This window comes from Paenibacillus sp. FSL P2-0089, from assembly GCF_038595095.1.
Taxonomy (GTDB): domain Bacteria; phylum Bacillota; class Bacilli; order Paenibacillales; family Paenibacillaceae; genus Paenibacillus_AQ; species Paenibacillus_AQ silagei.
The window spans coordinates 7,430,294-7,447,630 of the sequence record NZ_CP152006.1; the positions used below are offsets into that span (position 1 = coordinate 7,430,294).

12 protein-coding genes and 3 rRNA genes are annotated in these 17,337 nt (G+C 52.5%); all 15 read left to right on the forward strand.

Annotated features, from left to right (window positions below; genetic code table 11):
• Window positions 1-74: 74 nt before the first annotated feature.
• A complete protein-coding gene (locus NST69_RS31780; protein WP_342548055.1) occupies window positions 75-1,697 on the forward strand; it encodes an anthranilate synthase component I family protein in 1,623 nt (540 codons plus the stop codon).
• Window positions 1,694-2,275: an aminodeoxychorismate/anthranilate synthase component II gene (gene pabA, locus NST69_RS31785; protein ID WP_076082822.1), complete on the forward strand. Its 582-nt coding sequence runs from the start codon at window positions 1,694-1,696 to the stop codon at window positions 2,273-2,275. Before NST69_RS31780 ends, pabA begins: the two co-directional genes overlap by 4 nt.
• Window positions 2,272-3,150 carry an aminotransferase class IV gene (locus NST69_RS31790; RefSeq protein ID WP_342548056.1) on the forward strand — a complete coding sequence of 293 codons (879 nt, stop codon included), beginning with the start codon at window positions 2,272-2,274 and terminating at the stop codon, window positions 3,148-3,150. The genes pabA and NST69_RS31790 overlap by 4 nt, the downstream gene beginning before the upstream one ends.
• Window positions 3,147-4,004 (forward strand): dihydropteroate synthase, encoded by an 858-nt coding sequence (folP, locus tag NST69_RS31795; RefSeq protein ID WP_342548057.1) that lies wholly within the window; start codon window positions 3,147-3,149, stop codon window positions 4,002-4,004. Before NST69_RS31790 ends, folP begins: the two co-directional genes overlap by 4 nt.
• Before the next feature lie 33 nt (window positions 4,005-4,037).
• Complete coding sequence (gene folB / locus NST69_RS31800; protein WP_036696480.1) at window positions 4,038-4,400, forward strand: dihydroneopterin aldolase; 363 nt, start codon at window positions 4,038-4,040, stop codon at window positions 4,398-4,400.
• A 9-nt stretch (window positions 4,401-4,409) separates the two neighbouring features.
• Window positions 4,410-4,961 carry a 2-amino-4-hydroxy-6-hydroxymethyldihydropteridine diphosphokinase gene (gene folK / locus NST69_RS31805; RefSeq protein ID WP_036723913.1) on the forward strand — a complete coding sequence of 184 codons (552 nt, stop codon included), beginning with the start codon at window positions 4,410-4,412 and terminating at the stop codon, window positions 4,959-4,961.
• Complete coding sequence (locus tag NST69_RS31810) at window positions 4,913-5,122, forward strand: helix-turn-helix transcriptional regulator (protein ID WP_036696484.1); 210 nt, start codon at window positions 4,913-4,915, stop codon at window positions 5,120-5,122. The genes folK and NST69_RS31810 overlap by 49 nt, the downstream gene beginning before the upstream one ends.
• 45 nt (window positions 5,123-5,167) lie before the next feature.
• Entirely contained in the window at window positions 5,168-6,184 is a 1,017-nt protein-coding gene (gene dusB, locus NST69_RS31815; RefSeq protein WP_340980767.1) for a tRNA dihydrouridine synthase DusB, read from the forward strand.
• A gap of 224 nt (window positions 6,185-6,408) precedes the next feature.
• Window positions 6,409-6,888 (forward strand): transcription elongation factor GreA, encoded by a 480-nt coding sequence (greA, locus tag NST69_RS31820; protein ID WP_036696487.1) that lies wholly within the window; start codon window positions 6,409-6,411, stop codon window positions 6,886-6,888.
• 169 nt (window positions 6,889-7,057) lie between these two features.
• A complete protein-coding gene (gene lysS / locus NST69_RS31825) occupies window positions 7,058-8,572 on the forward strand; it encodes a lysine--tRNA ligase (RefSeq protein WP_036723908.1) in 1,515 nt (504 codons plus the stop codon).
• Window positions 8,573-8,954: 382 nt separating this feature from the next.
• Window positions 8,955-10,515, forward strand: a 16S ribosomal RNA gene (locus tag NST69_RS31830).
• 234 nt (window positions 10,516-10,749) lie between these two features.
• Window positions 10,750-13,676: ribosomal RNA gene (locus NST69_RS31835) — 23S ribosomal RNA — on the forward strand.
• Between the two features lie 145 nt (window positions 13,677-13,821).
• Window positions 13,822-13,936, forward strand: a 5S ribosomal RNA gene (rrf, locus tag NST69_RS31840).
• Together the 16S, 23S and 5S rRNA genes form the textbook arrangement of a ribosomal RNA operon.
• Before the next feature lie 358 nt (window positions 13,937-14,294).
• The gene (gene guaB / locus NST69_RS31845) at window positions 14,295-15,752 is read left to right on the forward strand and encodes an IMP dehydrogenase (RefSeq protein ID WP_342548058.1); all 1,458 of its coding nucleotides are present in this window, start codon (window positions 14,295-14,297) and stop codon (window positions 15,750-15,752) included.
• A gap of 125 nt (window positions 15,753-15,877) precedes the next feature.
• A complete protein-coding gene (locus NST69_RS31850) occupies window positions 15,878-17,272 on the forward strand; it encodes a D-alanyl-D-alanine carboxypeptidase family protein (RefSeq protein WP_342548059.1) in 1,395 nt (464 codons plus the stop codon).
• Window positions 17,273-17,337: the final 65 nt, after the last annotated feature.

The following is a 17,337-nucleotide window of genomic DNA, read 5'->3' on the forward strand; positions in this document are numbered from 1 at the left end:
AGAATTGCGGGCTTTTCAAAGTAACCCTATGTACAGTATACTGACAGGCAATAAACTATCGATGAGACGGGAGAATGGTTGTGGAGATCTTAACGGCTTGGCAGGACTGGGAGCAGTGGGCAGAGGCAGATGAGGCCTGGAGCGTCCTTCCCCTGATCCTGAGGAAACGGCAGGACAACCAAGGCTTGCCCCGCAGCTGGAAGCAGGCCTGGGAACAGGCTTCCCCCTATTCGGTTGTCCTGGAGAGCGGCAAGGGCGGGCGCTACACCTATCTGGGCCTGAGCCCTGTCTCGATCATCGAAGGCCGGGGAGCCGTTGCGGAGAGCTATACTCCCGGAGCCAAGGCTTCGGGGCATATAGAGTCTGCCGTAACGGAAGGCCAGCCGCTGCAAGTGCTGCAGGCATGGATGAGGGAATATACGTCTCCCCGCCTGCCGCTTGACGGTCTGCCGCCGTTCACCGGCGGCTGTATCGGATTTCTTGGCTATGATGTGGCCCGTTCCCTGGAGAAGCTGCCGTCGCTTGCCAGGAACAACCCTGAGTTTCCGGATTATCTGTTCATGAGACTGGAAGAAGTGTGGATCTACGATGAGCAGGAGCAGCAGCTCTACTGTGCAGTTCATATCTCTGTGCCGGATACTGTATCCGGTAACCTGGATGGGCTAAGGAGTCTGTATGAGGCTGCTGTACACCGTGCGGAGCGCATGCTGGAGCAGTGGAGCCTTCTCTACGCACCGGCAGAGCCGGAAGAAGCAGCCGCTGCAAGGTACGCCGGGCTTACACGCAGGGTGGAGAGCGAGGCCGAGATCACCGGCGAGTGGCCCGGTATGAGCTCGGATTTCTCAGCCGCACCCTTCCAGCAGGCTGTGCTGAAGGTCCAGGAATACATCCGTGCCGGAGATGTATTCCAAGTGAACCTCTCGCTGCGCCAGCAGGCGCAGCTCAAGTCTACACCCGAGGAAGTCTACGAATGGCTCCGTAGACTCAACCCGTCCCCGTACATGGGGCTGCTCCGCACGCCCGGCTTCGCGCTCTCCAGCGCATCGCCGGAGCTGCTCGTCAAGCTGCACGGGGACAAGGTCAGCGCCCGCCCCATTGCCGGCACCCGGCGGCGGGGCCACACTCCCGCGGAGGACGCCGCCATGGAGGCGGAGCTGCGCGGGAGCGAGAAGGAGATCGCCGAGCATATTATGCTTGTCGATCTGGAGCGCAGCGACATCGGCCGTGTCGCCGCCTACGGAACGGTCAGCGTGCCGGAGCTGCTGACCGTAGAGCGATACTCGCATGTCATGCATCTCGTCTCGCAGGTAGAGGGAATCGTCGCACCCGGCAGGGATGCGTACGATGTCATCGCCGCCTTGTTCCCCGGCGGCACCATCACGGGCGCGCCCAAGGTGCGCACCATGGAGATCATCGAAGAGCTGGAGCCGGTCCGCCGGGGGCCATATACTGGATCTATGGGCTGGATTGACTATAACGGCAATATGGAATTAAATATAATCATACGTACGCTCGCAGTGAAGGACGGAATCGGCTACATTCAGACAGGTGCGGGAATTGTGATCGATTCAGACCCTTACCGTGAGTACCGGGAATGCCACAACAAAGCCAAAGCGGTAGTAAAAGCCATTCTCTGCAGTGAACGCGAGCAGGAAGAGCGGGCTGCCCTCGGCGCCGAAGGAGGAAGCGCAATATGATCTTGGTCATCGATAATTATGATTCCTTTACGTATAACCTGGTGCAGTATCTGGGTGAGCTGGGGGAAGAAGTTAAGGTAGCGCGCAACGATGAGATCAGCATTGAGGAGATAGAAGCATTAGCCCCCGATCATATTCTGATCTCCCCGGGACCCTGCACACCGAATGAGGCAGGCATCAGCCTTGCGCTGCTGCAGCATTTCAAGGGCATCATCCCCATATTCGGCGTATGTCTCGGACACCAGGCGATCGGACAGGCTTTTGGCGGTAATGTCATCCGCGCAGAGCGCCTTATGCATGGCAAAACCTCACCGATCCACCATAACGGTACCTCCGTATTTGAGGGGCTGGAGTCTCCTTTCACGGCGACACGCTATCATTCACTGATCGTGGAACGAGAGAGTCTGCCGGATTGCCTGGAGATTACCGCCGAGACCGCTGAAGGCGAGATTATGGCCCTGCGGCATAAGGAATACCCGATTGAAGGGGTACAGTTCCATCCCGAGTCGATTATTACGAATCACGGCCATACCATGCTGCGCAATTTCCTGAAACGGAGAGCCGGAGAACCGGCATGAAATATATAGGACTTAACAACAAAGCAGTCGACGCCAAAGACGCCGTGGTCTCCGCTCTGGATCACGGCTTTTTGTACGGCATGGGTCTGTTCGAGACCTTCCGTACTTATGGGGGAGAGCCCTTCCTGCTGGAGCGCCATCTGAGCAGAATGGCAGAGGGCTGCCGCCAGCTGGGCATTCCCTTTGAGCCGGACGTACAGGAGCTGCGGGAATGGATTCGGCTTGTAATGGACAAGAATGAGCTTAGTGAGGCGTATATCCGCTACACCGTTACAGCCGGTGAGGATATTCTGGGTCTGCCATCCGCAGCCTATAAGCAGCCTAATCATCTGCTCTATATTAAAGCCCTGCCGGTCACACCAACCGGCTTATACACGGAAGGCAAAGAACTTCAGCTTCTGAACCACCGGCGTAATACCCCGGAGGGTGCGGTAAGGCTTAAATCGCTGCACTATATGAACAACATCCTGGCAAAACGTGAATTGTCCGGTTATCCGTCCGCAGAGCGAGGAGCCGAGGGACTGATGCTGACCGCACAGGGCGAGGTCGCCGAAGGGATTGTGAGTAATATTTTTTTTATCTCCAATAAGCGGCTCTATACCCCCGATATCTCTACCGGGATTCTTCCGGGAATTACCCGGGAAATGGTGCTTGAGCTGGCAGCGGCCAGCCATCAGCCTGAACAAGGCTTTTACCGCTGGGAACAGCTTGCGGCTGCGGATGAAATCTTCCTCACCAATTCTGTGCAGGAGATCGTACCGGTAAGCACATTATGGAATGGAGACCGGCGGATAACCATAGGCAGCGGGCGTTGTGGAGAGCAGACGGCTGCACTTATGAGACTGTACAGAGAAAGGACGGATATGCTGATATGAAGCCGATCATCTATGAGCGGACTTACCGCTGCGGAAGCAGCGAGCTGAAATTGGGCAAGCGCACGCTAATTATGGGCATACTCAATGTGACGCCGGACTCTTTTTCAGATGGGGGCCTGTGGACAGAGCGGGATAGAGCGGTAGAGCATGCATTGCAAATGGCGGCAGAGGGTGCCGATATTATCGATATAGGCGGGGAATCCACGCGTCCGGGTCACCAGCCGGTAAGTACTGAAGAGGAATTGGCCCGTGTACTTCCTGTCATTGAGCGTATCCATCAGGCCGCCCCGCAACTCCCCCTCTCTATAGATACCTATAAGGCGGAAGTCGCCCGTCAGGCGATTCAGGCCGGTGCGCATATCATCAATGATGTATGGGGAGCCAAGGCCGATCCGCAGATGGCGGCGGTTGCTGCGCAGGCAGACTGTCCGATCATTCTGATGCATAACCGCCATGACCGTGAGTATAAGGACTTGATCAGCGATATGACGGATGACCTGAGCGAGAGCATTCACCTGGCGCTGGCAGCCGGAGTGAAGCCGGACAATATTATTTTGGACCCGGGAATCGGCTTCGCCAAGGACTATGAAGAGAATCTTCAGGTCATGACCGGCCTCGGCGCACTGACGAAGCTGGGATATCCGGTGCTGCTGGCCACTTCGCGCAAAAAATTCATTCGTACCGCCCTAGGTCTGCCCGCAGATGATGTCCTGGAGGGGACCGCAGCTACTGTCGCCTTCGGGATTGCCCAGGGCTGTCAGCTTGTGCGGGTTCATGATATTGCGGCAATGAAACGTACCGTAGAGATGTGTGACGCCATGTTATATGCAGGTTCACCTGTGCTCTGCGTATAGACTATATTCTTCAAGAGAAGGCAGGTACCCTTAATGGATAAAATGAAGCTGCACCGCATGGAGTACTACGGTTACCATGGCGTGTTTGAAGAGGAGCGGAAGCTCGGCCAGCGTTATTATATCGACCTTGAGCTGGAGCTTGATTTGCAGGGAGCAGGGCTCAGCGATGATCTGGAGCAGACTGTGAATTATGCTGAAGTTCATGTTGTAGTCAAAAAAATTGTCGAAACCCAGTCCTTCAAGCTGATAGAAGCTTTGGCGGAACATATTGCATCCGGGTTACTGGACACTTATACTGTTATCAATGCAGTAACGGTCCAGGTGACCAAGCCGCATCCTCCTTTTGATATTCATTTCCAGGGAGTCACTGTAGAATTGCGCCGGACGAGAAAGTGAGACAGACTGATGAACATACCTTCTACCTCTGAGGCATCAGAGGCTTATATTGCTTTAGGGGCTAACCTGGGTGACCGTCAAGGCACCTTGAGAGAAGCCCTGCACCGGCTGGAGCATCACGACAAGATTGAAGTTATGCGCACCTCCCGGGTCTACGAGACGGAGCCTGTCGGATATCTGGATCAGCCTCAGTTTCTTAACATGGCGGCTGTTCTGCGCACCACACTAGCACCGGAGGAGCTGCTTCATGTGATGCTGGACACGGAGACCCAGTTAGGCCGGGTCCGGGATGTGCGGTATGGACCGAGAACGGTAGATTTGGATTTGCTGTGGGTAGAGGGGTTGACCCTGGACACGCCGGATCTGACGCTGCCTCATCCGAGGATGCTGGAGCGGGCGTTTGTCCTTCTGCCGCTGAGTGATATCCTATCGCAGAACGAAGAGTCTTCCGGTTTCCGCAGATTAATTACAACAGCGCTGCAAGACATAGACGGAAAGGCAGGAATTCGCCTGTGGACAACAAACGTATGGGAATGCGGGTCAGAGCGTTCCGGAAGCTGAAGGGCTACACGCAGCAGGAACTGGCGGATTCTGTCGGAATATCACTTGCTGTGCTTGGCGCAGTGGAGCGGGGCAACAGACGTTTGGAAGATCAAATTTTAAATAAAATTGCGGATTTTCTGGAAGTGACGGTAGAGGAATTGGCTCATCCGGCACCCTAAGACCGGGCTGAACGTTACAAATTGAGGTAGGGAAGTGATTGGGCCATGCTGAAGATTGGTGATATTGAATTGAAGAATCAGGTCGTGCTGGCGCCTATGGCTGGCGTATGTAACCCGGCATTTCGTCTGATTGCCAAAGAATTCGGGACTGGCCTGGTCTGTGCGGAGATGGTCAGCGGCAAGGCGATCGTACATGGCAACCAGCGTACGCGTGAGATGCTCTTTGTCGATGAGCGCGAGAAACCGCTGAGCCTGCAGATTTTTGGCGGTGACCGGGAATCGCTGGTGGATGCGGCGAGAATTGTCGATAAAGAGACGAATGCCGATATCATCGACATTAATATGGGCTGCCCGGTGCCCAAGGTGACCAAATGCGATGCCGGAGCACGCTGGCTGCTGAATCCGGACAAAATCTATGAGATGGTATCCGCAGTAGTGGAGGCCGTGGACAAACCGGTCACCGTGAAAATGCGGATCGGCTGGGACAGCGAGCATATCTTCGTTGAAGAGAATGCACGTGCGGTGGAACGGGCCGGCGGAGCGGCGGTCAGCGTACATGGGCGGACCCGCGAGCAGCTCTATACGGGACGTGCCGACTGGAATTATATCCGTATGGCTAAAGAGGCAGTATCGATCCCGGTAATCGGCAATGGCGATGTGAATACGCCGGAGGATGCGCGGGCGATGCTGGACCAGACCGGCTGTGACGGTGTAATGATCGGGCGTGGCGCACTGGGCAATCCGTGGATGCTGTACCGGACGATTCAATATTTGGATACCGGTGTTCTGATGCCTGAGCCTGGCGCTGAAGAGAAGATTAAGGTAGCCATTCTTCATATGGACCGCCTGATTGCTCTTAAGGGTGAAGCTGTGGCTGTCCGCGAGATGCGCAAGCATCTGGCCTGGTATTTGAAGGGCTTTAAGGCGGCGGCACGCGTGAAGGACGTTATTATGGAAGAAACGAAACGTGACGAGATGGTGCGGATTTTGAATGATTTTGTCGGTCAGCTTAAGCAGGATGAGGAGCAGAACAGCGTGGATAGCGAGCTTTTTGCCGTATGAGCCTCACGTATTCCTGGGACTAAGCCCCGTTCCTGTGTGCTTTATTGGTTATTGCTAAACATTATATGGGGCGTCATTGACATTTTGTAGCGGTTCCAATATAATTTCACAGTATAAAATCGCCGTTACAGCAGGAGCAATGGTGAAGGAGGGTTCTGATCCCTCCGGATTCGCATATAGTATGGTGTTTTCAATAAATGTATACGACAGGAGAATCGGTTAAGATGAGCGATAAAGAAGTCATCCTTACACCGGACGGACTTAAGCGTCTGGAAGAAGAACTGGAGTTCCTCAAATCCGTTAAACGCCGCGAAGTAGCGGAACGTATCAAAGTGGCCATCGGCTACGGAGATATCAGTGAGAACTCGGAATATGAAGACGCGAAGAATGAACAGGCCTTCATTGAAGGACGGGTTCTTACTTTGGAGAAGATGCTCCGCAATGCCCGTATTATTAATAGCGATGAGATCGTGACAGATGTGGTAAGCATCGGAGTAACGGTGAACGTTGAAGATATGGAGTATGGCGACATTATGGAGTACACCATCGTGGGTACTGCCGAATCCGATCCGCTGAACAACAAAATTTCCAATGAGAGCCCTGTAGGCAGAGCGATCATCGGCAAGAAGATTGGTACGATTGTGGATGTTAGTGTCCCTGCAGGCGTCATTCAATATAAAATTCTTGATATCAAAATGAAGTAAGACGGTTCCGAAAGCTTCCTTAGGGAAGCTTTTTTCAAAAGATATGAATACCAGCCGTAAAATATGGGTGAACACATACAGCTTATATTTTGTACCGGAACGGACTGTCCTCTAGATCGGGGCGGAGCCGTTTCTTCTTTTGTATAGTGAGTAAGAGAGGATGAAGAACATGACGGAAGAAATCAACAACGTCGAAGCTACAGAGAATGAATTAAGTGAATTGCTGCAGATCCGCCGGGGCAAGCTGGACGAGCTCCGCGCACTCGGGATCGACCCGTTTGGCAAGAAATATGAGCGTACCGCTGCTGCAGGCGATCTTCTGGCCAAATACGACGGGCAAACCAAGGAAGAGCTGGACGAGCTGGCGCTGGAGGTTAGTGTGGCCGGACGCATTATGGCGAAACGGGTCATGGGCAAGGCAAGCTTTTCTCACATCCAGGACCTTAGCGGCAAAATCCAGATCTATGTGCGCCAGGACAGTATCCCTGAGTCGCAATATGCAGCCTTCACGATCCTTGATCTTGGCGATATCGTCGGTATCCGGGGAACCCTGTTCAAGACAAAGACCGGCGAAACCTCTATTAAAGTGGATAACCTTGAGGTGCTGTCCAAGTCCTTGCTTCCGCTTCCCGAGAAGTATCATGGTCTGAAGGATGTAGAACTCCGCTATCGTCAGCGTTATGTGGACCTGATCATTAACCCTGAGGTACAGCAGACCTTCATCATGCGTTCACGGATTATCCAATCGATGCGCCGTTATCTGGACTCGCTGGGTTATTTAGAGGTGGAGACTCCGACCCTGCATGCCATCGCTGGCGGAGCAGCGGCCCGTCCGTTTATTACACACCACAACACGCTGGATATGCAGCTGTATATGCGGATTGCCATCGAATTGCACCTGAAGCGTCTAATCGTCGGCGGTCTGGAGAAAGTCTATGAGATTGGCCGTGTATACCGTAATGAGGGTATTTCAACACGCCATAATCCGGAATTCACAATGATCGAGCTGTATGAAGCGTATGCGGATTACAAGGACATTATGCATCTGACAGAGAGTCTGATCGCTCATATTGCCAGCGAGGTGCTGGGCTCCCAGGTAATTAATTATCAAGGACAGGAAGTGGATCTGTCTCCAGGCTGGCGCCGCGTTACTATGGTAGATGCCGTTAAGGAAGTAACCGGAGTAGACTTCGGTGTTCAGATGACGGATGAAGAAGCACAGGCTCTGGCTAAGGAACACCGGGTACCGGTAGAGAAGCATATGACCTTTGGACATATTCTGAATGCGTTCTTCGAGCAGTTTGTTGAAGAGACGCTGATTCAGCCGACATTCGTAATGGGACATCCTGTAGAGATCTCACCGCTTGCCAAAAAGAATGAAGAGGACCCGCGCTTCACTGACCGGTTCGAGCTGTTCATTGTGGCCCGCGAGCATGCCAATGCGTTCAGCGAGCTGAATGATCCGATTGACCAGCGTCAGCGCTTCGAAGCACAAATTCATGAGAAAGAGCAGGGCAATGATGAAGCCCATGAGATGGATGATGATTTCATCCGTGCTCTGGAGTACGGCATGCCGCCAACAGGCGGACTGGGCATCGGGGTGGACCGTCTGATTATGCTGCTAACCAATTCAGCGTCTATCCGTGACGTGCTGCTGTTCCCTCATATGCGTAATAAAGACTGAGTATTTCTCTGATTCCAGGCCCGGATAACCAAGGGAGCTGCTCAGGCAGTTCTCTTGGCATCGGGGATTGAATACTCTGGTCAAATGATTTAGAAATAATGCTTGCAATGAATGTCTATCCGTGATATATTCTATTTCTGGCCGCGAAAAATCAAGTCCTGGCTCGAAAAGAAGTTGAAAAAAAGAGCTTGCATTTATCGGTTGGATGTGATATATTATAAGAGTTGCTGGTGACGACAACATCGACACTAACAACGAGCTTGATCTTTGAAAACTGAACAACGAGTGAGTATCTGGAAATCACTTCGGTGAGATCCAAATTAGAGAATATAACAATTCTCGTCAGATGTTTCAAAATGAGCAATCGCTCTTTCTAAATACCAATTTGGAGAGTTTGATCCTGGCTCAGGACGAACGCTGGCGGCATGCCTAATACATGCAAGTCGAGCGGAGTTTGAGAGGAAGCTTGCTTCCTTTCAGACTTAGCGGCGGACGGGTGAGTAACACGTAGGCAACCTGCCCTCAAGCCTGGGATAACTACCGGAAACGGTAGCTAATACCGGATAATTTCTTTTTTCTCCTGAGAGAAGAATGAAAGGCGGAGCAATCTGCTGCTTGGGGATGGGCCTGCGGCGCATTAGCTAGTTGGTGGGGTAACGGCCCACCAAGGCGACGATGCGTAGCCGACCTGAGAGGGTGAACGGCCACACTGGGACTGAGACACGGCCCAGACTCCTACGGGAGGCAGCAGTAGGGAATCTTCCGCAATGGGCGCAAGCCTGACGGAGCAATGCCGCGTGAGTGATGAAGGTTTTCGGATCGTAAAGCTCTGTTGCCAGGGAAGAACGTCCGGTAGAGTAACTGCTACCGGAGTGACGGTACCTGAGAAGAAAGCCCCGGCTAACTACGTGCCAGCAGCCGCGGTAATACGTAGGGGGCAAGCGTTGTCCGGAATTATTGGGCGTAAAGCGCGCGCAGGCGGTTATTTAAGTCTGGTGTTTAAACCTTGGGCTCAACCTGAGGTCGCACTGGAAACTGGGTGACTTGAGTACAGAAGAGGAAAGTGGAATTCCACGTGTAGCGGTGAAATGCGTAGATATGTGGAGGAACACCAGTGGCGAAGGCGACTTTCTGGGCTGTAACTGACGCTGAGGCGCGAAAGCGTGGGGAGCAAACAGGATTAGATACCCTGGTAGTCCACGCCGTAAACGATGAGTGCTAGGTGTTAGGGGTTTCGATACCCTTGGTGCCGAAGTTAACACAGTAAGCACTCCGCCTGGGGAGTACGGTCGCAAGACTGAAACTCAAAGGAATTGACGGGGACCCGCACAAGCAGTGGAGTATGTGGTTTAATTCGAAGCAACGCGAAGAACCTTACCAGGTCTTGACATCCAACTAACGAAGCAGAGATGCATCAGGTGCCCTTCGGGGAAAGTTGAGACAGGTGGTGCATGGTTGTCGTCAGCTCGTGTCGTGAGATGTTGGGTTAAGTCCCGCAACGAGCGCAACCCTTGACTTTAGTTGCCAGCAGGTGAAGCTGGGCACTCTAGAGTGACTGCCGGTGACAAACCGGAGGAAGGTGGGGATGACGTCAAATCATCATGCCCCTTATGACCTGGGCTACACACGTACTACAATGGCCGGTACAACGGGAAGCGAAGCCGCGAGGTGGAGCCAATCCCAGCAAAGCCGGTCTCAGTTCGGATTGCAGGCTGCAACTCGCCTGCATGAAGTCGGAATTGCTAGTAATCGCGGATCAGCATGCCGCGGTGAATACGTTCCCGGGTCTTGTACACACCGCCCGTCACACCACGAGAGTTTACAACACCCGAAGTCGGTGGGGTAACCCGCAAGGGAGCCAGCCGCCGAAGGTGGGGTAGATGATTGGGGTGAAGTCGTAACAAGGTAGCCGTATCGGAAGGTGCGGCTGGATCACCTCCTTTCTATGGAGAATCGTTTCCTGCAACGGAAACATTCAAATCTTAAATCTAGCCGGTCGGCTAGTGACTCACTCGTTGGTCAGTTTTGAGAGCTCAAACTCTCATCTTTAAACTTGATCCTTGAAAACTGGATACCGAAACGAATTTGCGTTTTAGAACATTCCTTTAAGCTGAACTTGTGTAAACAAGTTTCATATTAATGGCGATACTAGCGATTTTCCTTAGGGAAAACGCATTGGTTAAGCTACTAAGAGCACACGGAGGATGCCTAGGCGCCAGGAGCCGACGAAGGACGTGGCGAACAACGAAACTGCCTCGGGGAGCTGTAAGCAAGCTTTGATCCGGGGGTGTCCGAATGGGGAAACCCAGCTGTGGTAATTCGCAGTTACTCATTTCTGAATACATAGGAAATGCAGAGGCAGACCAGGGGAACTGAAACATCTAAGTACCCTGAGGAAGAGAAAACAATAGTGATTCCGTCAGTAGCGGCGAGCGAACGCGGAACAGCCTAAACCAAGGGGCTTGCCTCTTGGGGTTGTGGGACGTCTCACATGGAGTTACAAAGGAATATGGTAGGCGAAGAGGTCTGGAAAGGCCCGCGATAGAGGTAAAAGCCCTGTAGCCCAAACTGTGTTCTCTCCGAGACGGATCCCGAGTAGTGCGGGGCACGTGAAACCCCGTATGAATCCAGCAGGACCATCTGCTAAGGCTAAATACTACCTGGCGACCGATAGTGAAACAGTACCGTGAGGGAAAGGTGAAAAGCACCCCGGAAGGGGAGTGAAATAGAACCTGAAACCGTGTGCTTACAAAAAGTCAGAGCCCTCTTTATGGGTAATGGCGTGCCTTTTGTAGAATGAACCGGCGAGTTACGTTTAACATGCAAGGTTAAGGTGAGAAGCCGGAGCCGCAGCGAAAGCGAGTCTGAATAGGGCGACTTAAGTATGTGGACGTAGACCCGAAACCGTGTGATCTACCCCTGTCCAGGGTGAAGGTGCGGTAACACGCACTGGAGGCCCGAACCCACGCATGTTGAAAAATGCGGGGATGAGGTGGGGGTAGCGGAGAAATTCCAATCGAACTCGGAGATAGCTGGTTCTCCCCGAAATAGCTTTAGGGCTAGCCTCGGTGAATGGAGTGGTGGAGGTAGAGCACTGATTGGGTGCGGGGCCCGCAAGGGTTACCAAGCTCAGTCAAACTCCGAATGCCATTTACTTCTTGCCGGGAGTCAGACAGTGAGTGCTAAGATCCATTGTCAAAAGGGAAACAGCCCAGACCATCAGCTAAGGTCCCCAAGTGTGTGTTAAGTGGGAAAGGATGTGGAGTTGCACAGACAACCAGGATGTTGGCTTAGAAGCAGCCACCATTGAAAGAGTGCGTAATAGCTCACTGGTCGAGTGACTCTGCGCCGAAAATGTAACGGGGCTAAACACACCACCGAAGCTATGGCTAGATGCTTTGCATCTGGGGTAGGGGAGCGTTGTATGTAGGTTGAAGGTGTACCGTAAGGAGCGCTGGACAGCATACAAGTGAGAATGCCGGTATGAGTAACGAAAAGATCAGTGAGAATCTGATCCGCCGAAAGCCCAAGGTTTCCTGAGGAAGGCTCGTCCGCTCAGGGTAAGTCGGGACCTAAGGCGAGGCCGACAGGCGTAGTCGAAGGACAACAGTTTGAAATTACTGTACCACCGTAATCCGCTATGAGCGATGGGGTGACGCAGGAGGGTAGTGACGCGGACTGATGGATGTCCGTCTAAGCAGTGAGGCTGGTGTGCAGGCAAATCCGCACATCGTAAGGCTGGGCTGTGATGGGGAGCGAAAATTATAGTAGCGAAGGTCATGATCTCACACTGCCAAGAAAAGCCTCTAGTCAGGAGAAGGTGCCCGTACCGCAAACCGACACAGGTAGGCGAGAAGAGAATTCTAAGGCGCGCGGAAGAACTCTCGTTAAGGAACTCGGCAAAATGACCCCGTAACTTCGGGAGAAGGGGTGCCTCGGTAGGGTGAATAGCCCGAGGGGGCCGCAGTGAAAAGGCCCAAGCGACTGTTTAGCAAAAACACAGGTCTGTGCGAAGCCGCAAGGCGAAGTATACGGGCTGACGCCTGCCCGGTGCTGGAAGGTTAAGGGGAGCGGTTAGGAGCAATCCGAAGCTGTGAACCGAAGCCCCAGTAAACGGCGGCCGTAACTATAACGGTCCTAAGGTAGCGAAATTCCTTGTCAGGTAAATTCTGACCCGCACGAATGGCGTAACGACTTGGGCGCTGTCTCAACGAGAGATCCGGTGAAATTTTAATACCTGTGAAGATGCAGGTTACCCGCGACAAGACGGAAAGACCCCATGGAGCTTTACTGCAGCTTGATATTGAATTTGGGTACGATCTGTACAGGATAGGTGGGAGCCGTGGAGGCAGGAGCGCAAGCTTCTGCGGAGGCGCCGTTGGGATACCACCCTGATCGTATCTAGGTTCTAACCTAGTGCCCTCATCGGGTACGGGGACCGTGTCAGGCGGGCAGTTTGACTGGGGCGGTCGCCTCCTAAAGAGTAACGGAGGCGTTCAAAGGTTCCCTCAGAATGGTTGGAAATCATTCGCAGAGTGCAAAGGCATAAGGGAGCTTGACTGCGAGACCTACAAGTCGAGCAGGGACGAAAGTCGGACTTAGTGATCCGGTGGTACCGCATGGAAGGGCCATCGCTCAACGGATAAAAGCTACCCTGGGGATAACAGGCTTATCTCCCCCAAGAGTCCACATCGACGGGGAGGTTTGGCACCTCGATGTCGGCTCATCGCATCCTGGGGCTGAAGTAGGTCCCAAGGGTTGGGCTGTTCGCCCATTAAAGCGGTACGCGAGCTGGGTTCAGAACGTCGTGAGACAGTTCGGTCCCTATCTGTCGTGGGCGCAGGAAATTTGAGAGGAGCTGTCCTTAGTACGAGAGGACCGGGATGGACGTACCGCTGGTGCATCAGTTGTTCCGCCAGGAGCATGGCTGAGTAGCTACGTACGGACGGGATAAGCGCTGAAAGCATCTAAGCGTGAAGCCCCCCTCAAGATGAGATTTCCCAATTAGTAAGACCCCTTGAAGACGACGAGGTAGATAGGTTGGAGGTGGAAGTGCAGTAATGCATGGAGCTGACCAATACTAATCGGTCGAGGGCTTATCCAAAAGCTACCCCAAAAAGTGAAGATGACGCTGACGAAGCGGATTCCGAATACTTTCCGGGGGCCCCGTAAGAAGGGCAAACGCAGATTCGTTTCGGATTCAGTTTTCAGGAATCAATTTCCTGAAGCATTTACGCTGTAAATGCCCGTTTGGTGGCGATAGCGGAGGGGTTCCACACGTACCCATCCCGAACACGACCGTTAAGCCCTCCAGCGCCGATGGTACTTGGACCGGGGTCCTGGGAGAGTAGGACGTTGCCAAGCACACATGACCACTGTTGAGAAATCAACAGTGGTCTTTTTGTATATCCGGTGGTGCAGCCGAAATTTGTTCTATTGTCCACTGGAGACGGACTTTAGTCCAAGAATTCGCTTACCGGAGGGCGGATTGCCTAATCCCTTCACAGAGCGGTGTAATATTCTTGACAGGCCAAATGCCCTTTGCTAAGATGGACAATAATATATTTTTGGACAAGCCTCTCAAACCTTAACAAAAGACACAATTATGTATAACTCCCAGGCCTCTACTGCTGTCTATCGGGTATGGACTTGACGCAGGAGTTTCTTTATTCATAAGTTGGCGGGCGGGTAGAGAAAAGAATTTAGAGGAGGAATGACCCAGGTGTGGGAAGATAAGTTTGGTAAAGAGGGATTCACTTTTGATGATGTGCTGCTGGTTCCGCGTAAATCCGAGGTATTGCCTAAGGAAGTGGACTTAACCACTGTACTCAGCAAGAATGTGAAGCTGAATATCCCTTTGATGAGTGCAGGTATGGACACAGTCACAGAAGCCGCTATGGCGATTGCTATCGCCCGTGAGGGCGGGATCGGCATCATTCATAAGAATATGTCCGTGGAGCAGCAGGCAGAAGAGGTGGACCGTGTGAAGCGCTCAGAGAGCGGGGTTATTACCAATCCATTCTCACTTACGCCGGACCACTGGGTATCCGATGCTGAAGTTCTGATGGGCAAATACCGCATTTCGGGTGTGCCTATCGTAGATGAAGAGGGCAAGCTTGTCGGTATTCTGACGAACCGAGACCTGCGTTTCATCCATGATTTCAATATTCAGATCAAAGAAGTGATGACTCATGAGAATCTCGTTACAGCTGCTGTAGGAACCACTCTTCAGGAAGCGAAAGGCATTCTGCAGCGCCACAAGATTGAGAAGCTGCCGCTGGTAGACGAGCATAATATTCTCAAAGGTCTCATTACTATTAAAGATATAGAGAAAGCTATCCAGTTCCCCAACGGTGCCAAGGATTCTCACGGACGTCTGCTGGTTGGAGCGGCAATCGGGATCTCCAAGGACACGCTGGAACGGACTGAAGCACTGGTAAAAGCCGGTGTGGACCTGATTACCGTGGATTCCGCACATGGCCATCACATCAATATTATCGATGCAGTGCGTAAGCTGCGCGAGACTTATCCTGACCTAACCATCGTAGCCGGTAATGTGGCTACAGGCGAAGCTACCCGGGAATTGATTGAAGCAGGAGCCTCCGTAATCAAGGTGGGTATTGGTCCAGGCTCTATCTGTACTACCCGCGTAATTGCCGGTATAGGTGTTCCGCAGGTTACCGCGATCTACGATTGTGCGACAGTAGCCCGTGAATACGGCATTCCGGTGATTGCAGACGGAGGAATTAAGTACTCTGGAGAGATTACCAAGGCCATCGCTGCCGGTGCTGCTGCAGTCATGATGGGAAGCCTGTTCGCCGGTACGGAAGAGAGCCCGGGAGAGTCGGAAATCTACCAGGGACGTAAATACAAGGTATACCGCGGCATGGGCAGCATGAGCGCCATGAAGCAGGGCAGTAAAGACCGTTATTTCCAGGATGATGACAAGAAGCTGGTACCGGAAGGCATTGAGGGCCGAGTCGCTTTTAAAGGGCCATTGTCTGACACGGTTCACCAATTGATCGGCGGACTGCGCTCCGGTATGGGCTATTGCGGAACGAAGACATTAGAAGAGCTGCGCAATGATACCTCGTTCATCCGTATCACAGGGGCAGGCCTGCGTGAGAGTCATCCCCATGATGTCCAGATCACCAAGGAAGCCCCGAACTATTCTCTATAAGCCGGGAAGAATCGCCTATTTTGTTGACAGGCAGGACTAATTTAGTCCTGCCTGTCTTTTTTTGCAGATACCCCTGTGTTAGAATAGAACAAGCACTGATTTGAGGATTAAAGGAGAGTTAATCATTGAAGGCCAAGCGAAAACTAAGCAGTAAGCAAATTGTGATTAAGACAGCGACAGTAGGTCTGCTTTTAAATATGTTGGCATTTCCTGCGGCTTCTGCAATGGCGGAGGCAGTAACTAAACCTGCTACAACAGAGGCTGGAACCAAGGCGGCAGCTACCCCTGCCAAGACAGCAGTAGCCAAAATCCCAACCGTGGAGTCTCTCGGACTGAAGCTGAAATCGGCAGTATTGATTGAGCCTACAACGGGTGAGGTTCTGCTCTCGCTTAATGCGGATCAGCCTATGCCTCCGGCGAGTATGACGAAGATGATGACAGAATACCTTGTAACTGAAGCGGTGAATAGCGGCAAGATTTCCTGGGATCAAAAGGTCATTATACAGGAGAATGCGTCCAAGCAGATCGGGTCTCGGATTTTTCTGGCAGCGGGCGATGAACATACGGTTAAAGAACTCTACATAGCGATGGCGGTAGGCTCTGCCAATGATGCTACAGTTGCTTTGGCTGAACTGGTAGCTGGCTCGGAGCAGCAGTTTGTGACCCAGATGAATGAGACCGCACAGAAGATGGGCATGAAGACGGCTTATTTCATTAATTCCACCGGTCTGGACCGGAAGGACATGCCTGCTAAATACCGGCCTGAAGAGGACCGTGAGACGGTAATGTCTGCGATGGATGCAGCGATTCTGGCCAAATATATTGTCACCGATCATCCGGAGTTTACAGATTTTACGACAATTCAATCGTATAAATTCCGCGAGCGTGATTCGAAGCCGATGATTAACTACAACTGGATGCTGGAAGCCAACAAGAATATCCCCAATTTCAAGGCATACGCTTATCCGGGCCTGGACGGACTGAAGACAGGACATACCACTAACGCCGGCAACTGCTTCACGGGTACTGCGGTGCGTGACGGCATGCGTCTAATCAGCGTAGTTATGGGAGCGGACTCTGAGGCCCACCGTTTCACCGAAACGAAGAAGGTGCTGGATTTTGGCTTCAATAATTTCGAGATTAAGCAGGTAGTTGCGCCTAAGGCTGTGATTGCCGGCACTGAGACGGTGCCTGTGCTGAAGGGTAAGAATAAAGAGGTATCCGTAGTAACAGATGCTGGTGTAACGTTCATGGTCCCTAAGGGTACTGTATCGCCGCAGATCAAATCTACAGTGGTCACGAATGATCCGACTACGCTGGTCGCACCGATTGCCGGAGCCAGCAAGGTAGGTAAGGTCACGTACTCCTACAAGATTGAAGGAATGAACCTGACGCAAGAGAAGACGGTGAACCTGATTACTGCCGAGGAAGCGGAGAAGGCGGGCTGGTTCAAGCTGCTGCTGAGAGCCATAGGTGATTTTTTCGGTGATCTGTTCAAAGGAATTAAAAACCTGTTCTAGCCTCAAAGGGGCGCTGGCCTCGACATCACGACAAAATCCCAGTAAATAGGTTGTATATATTACAG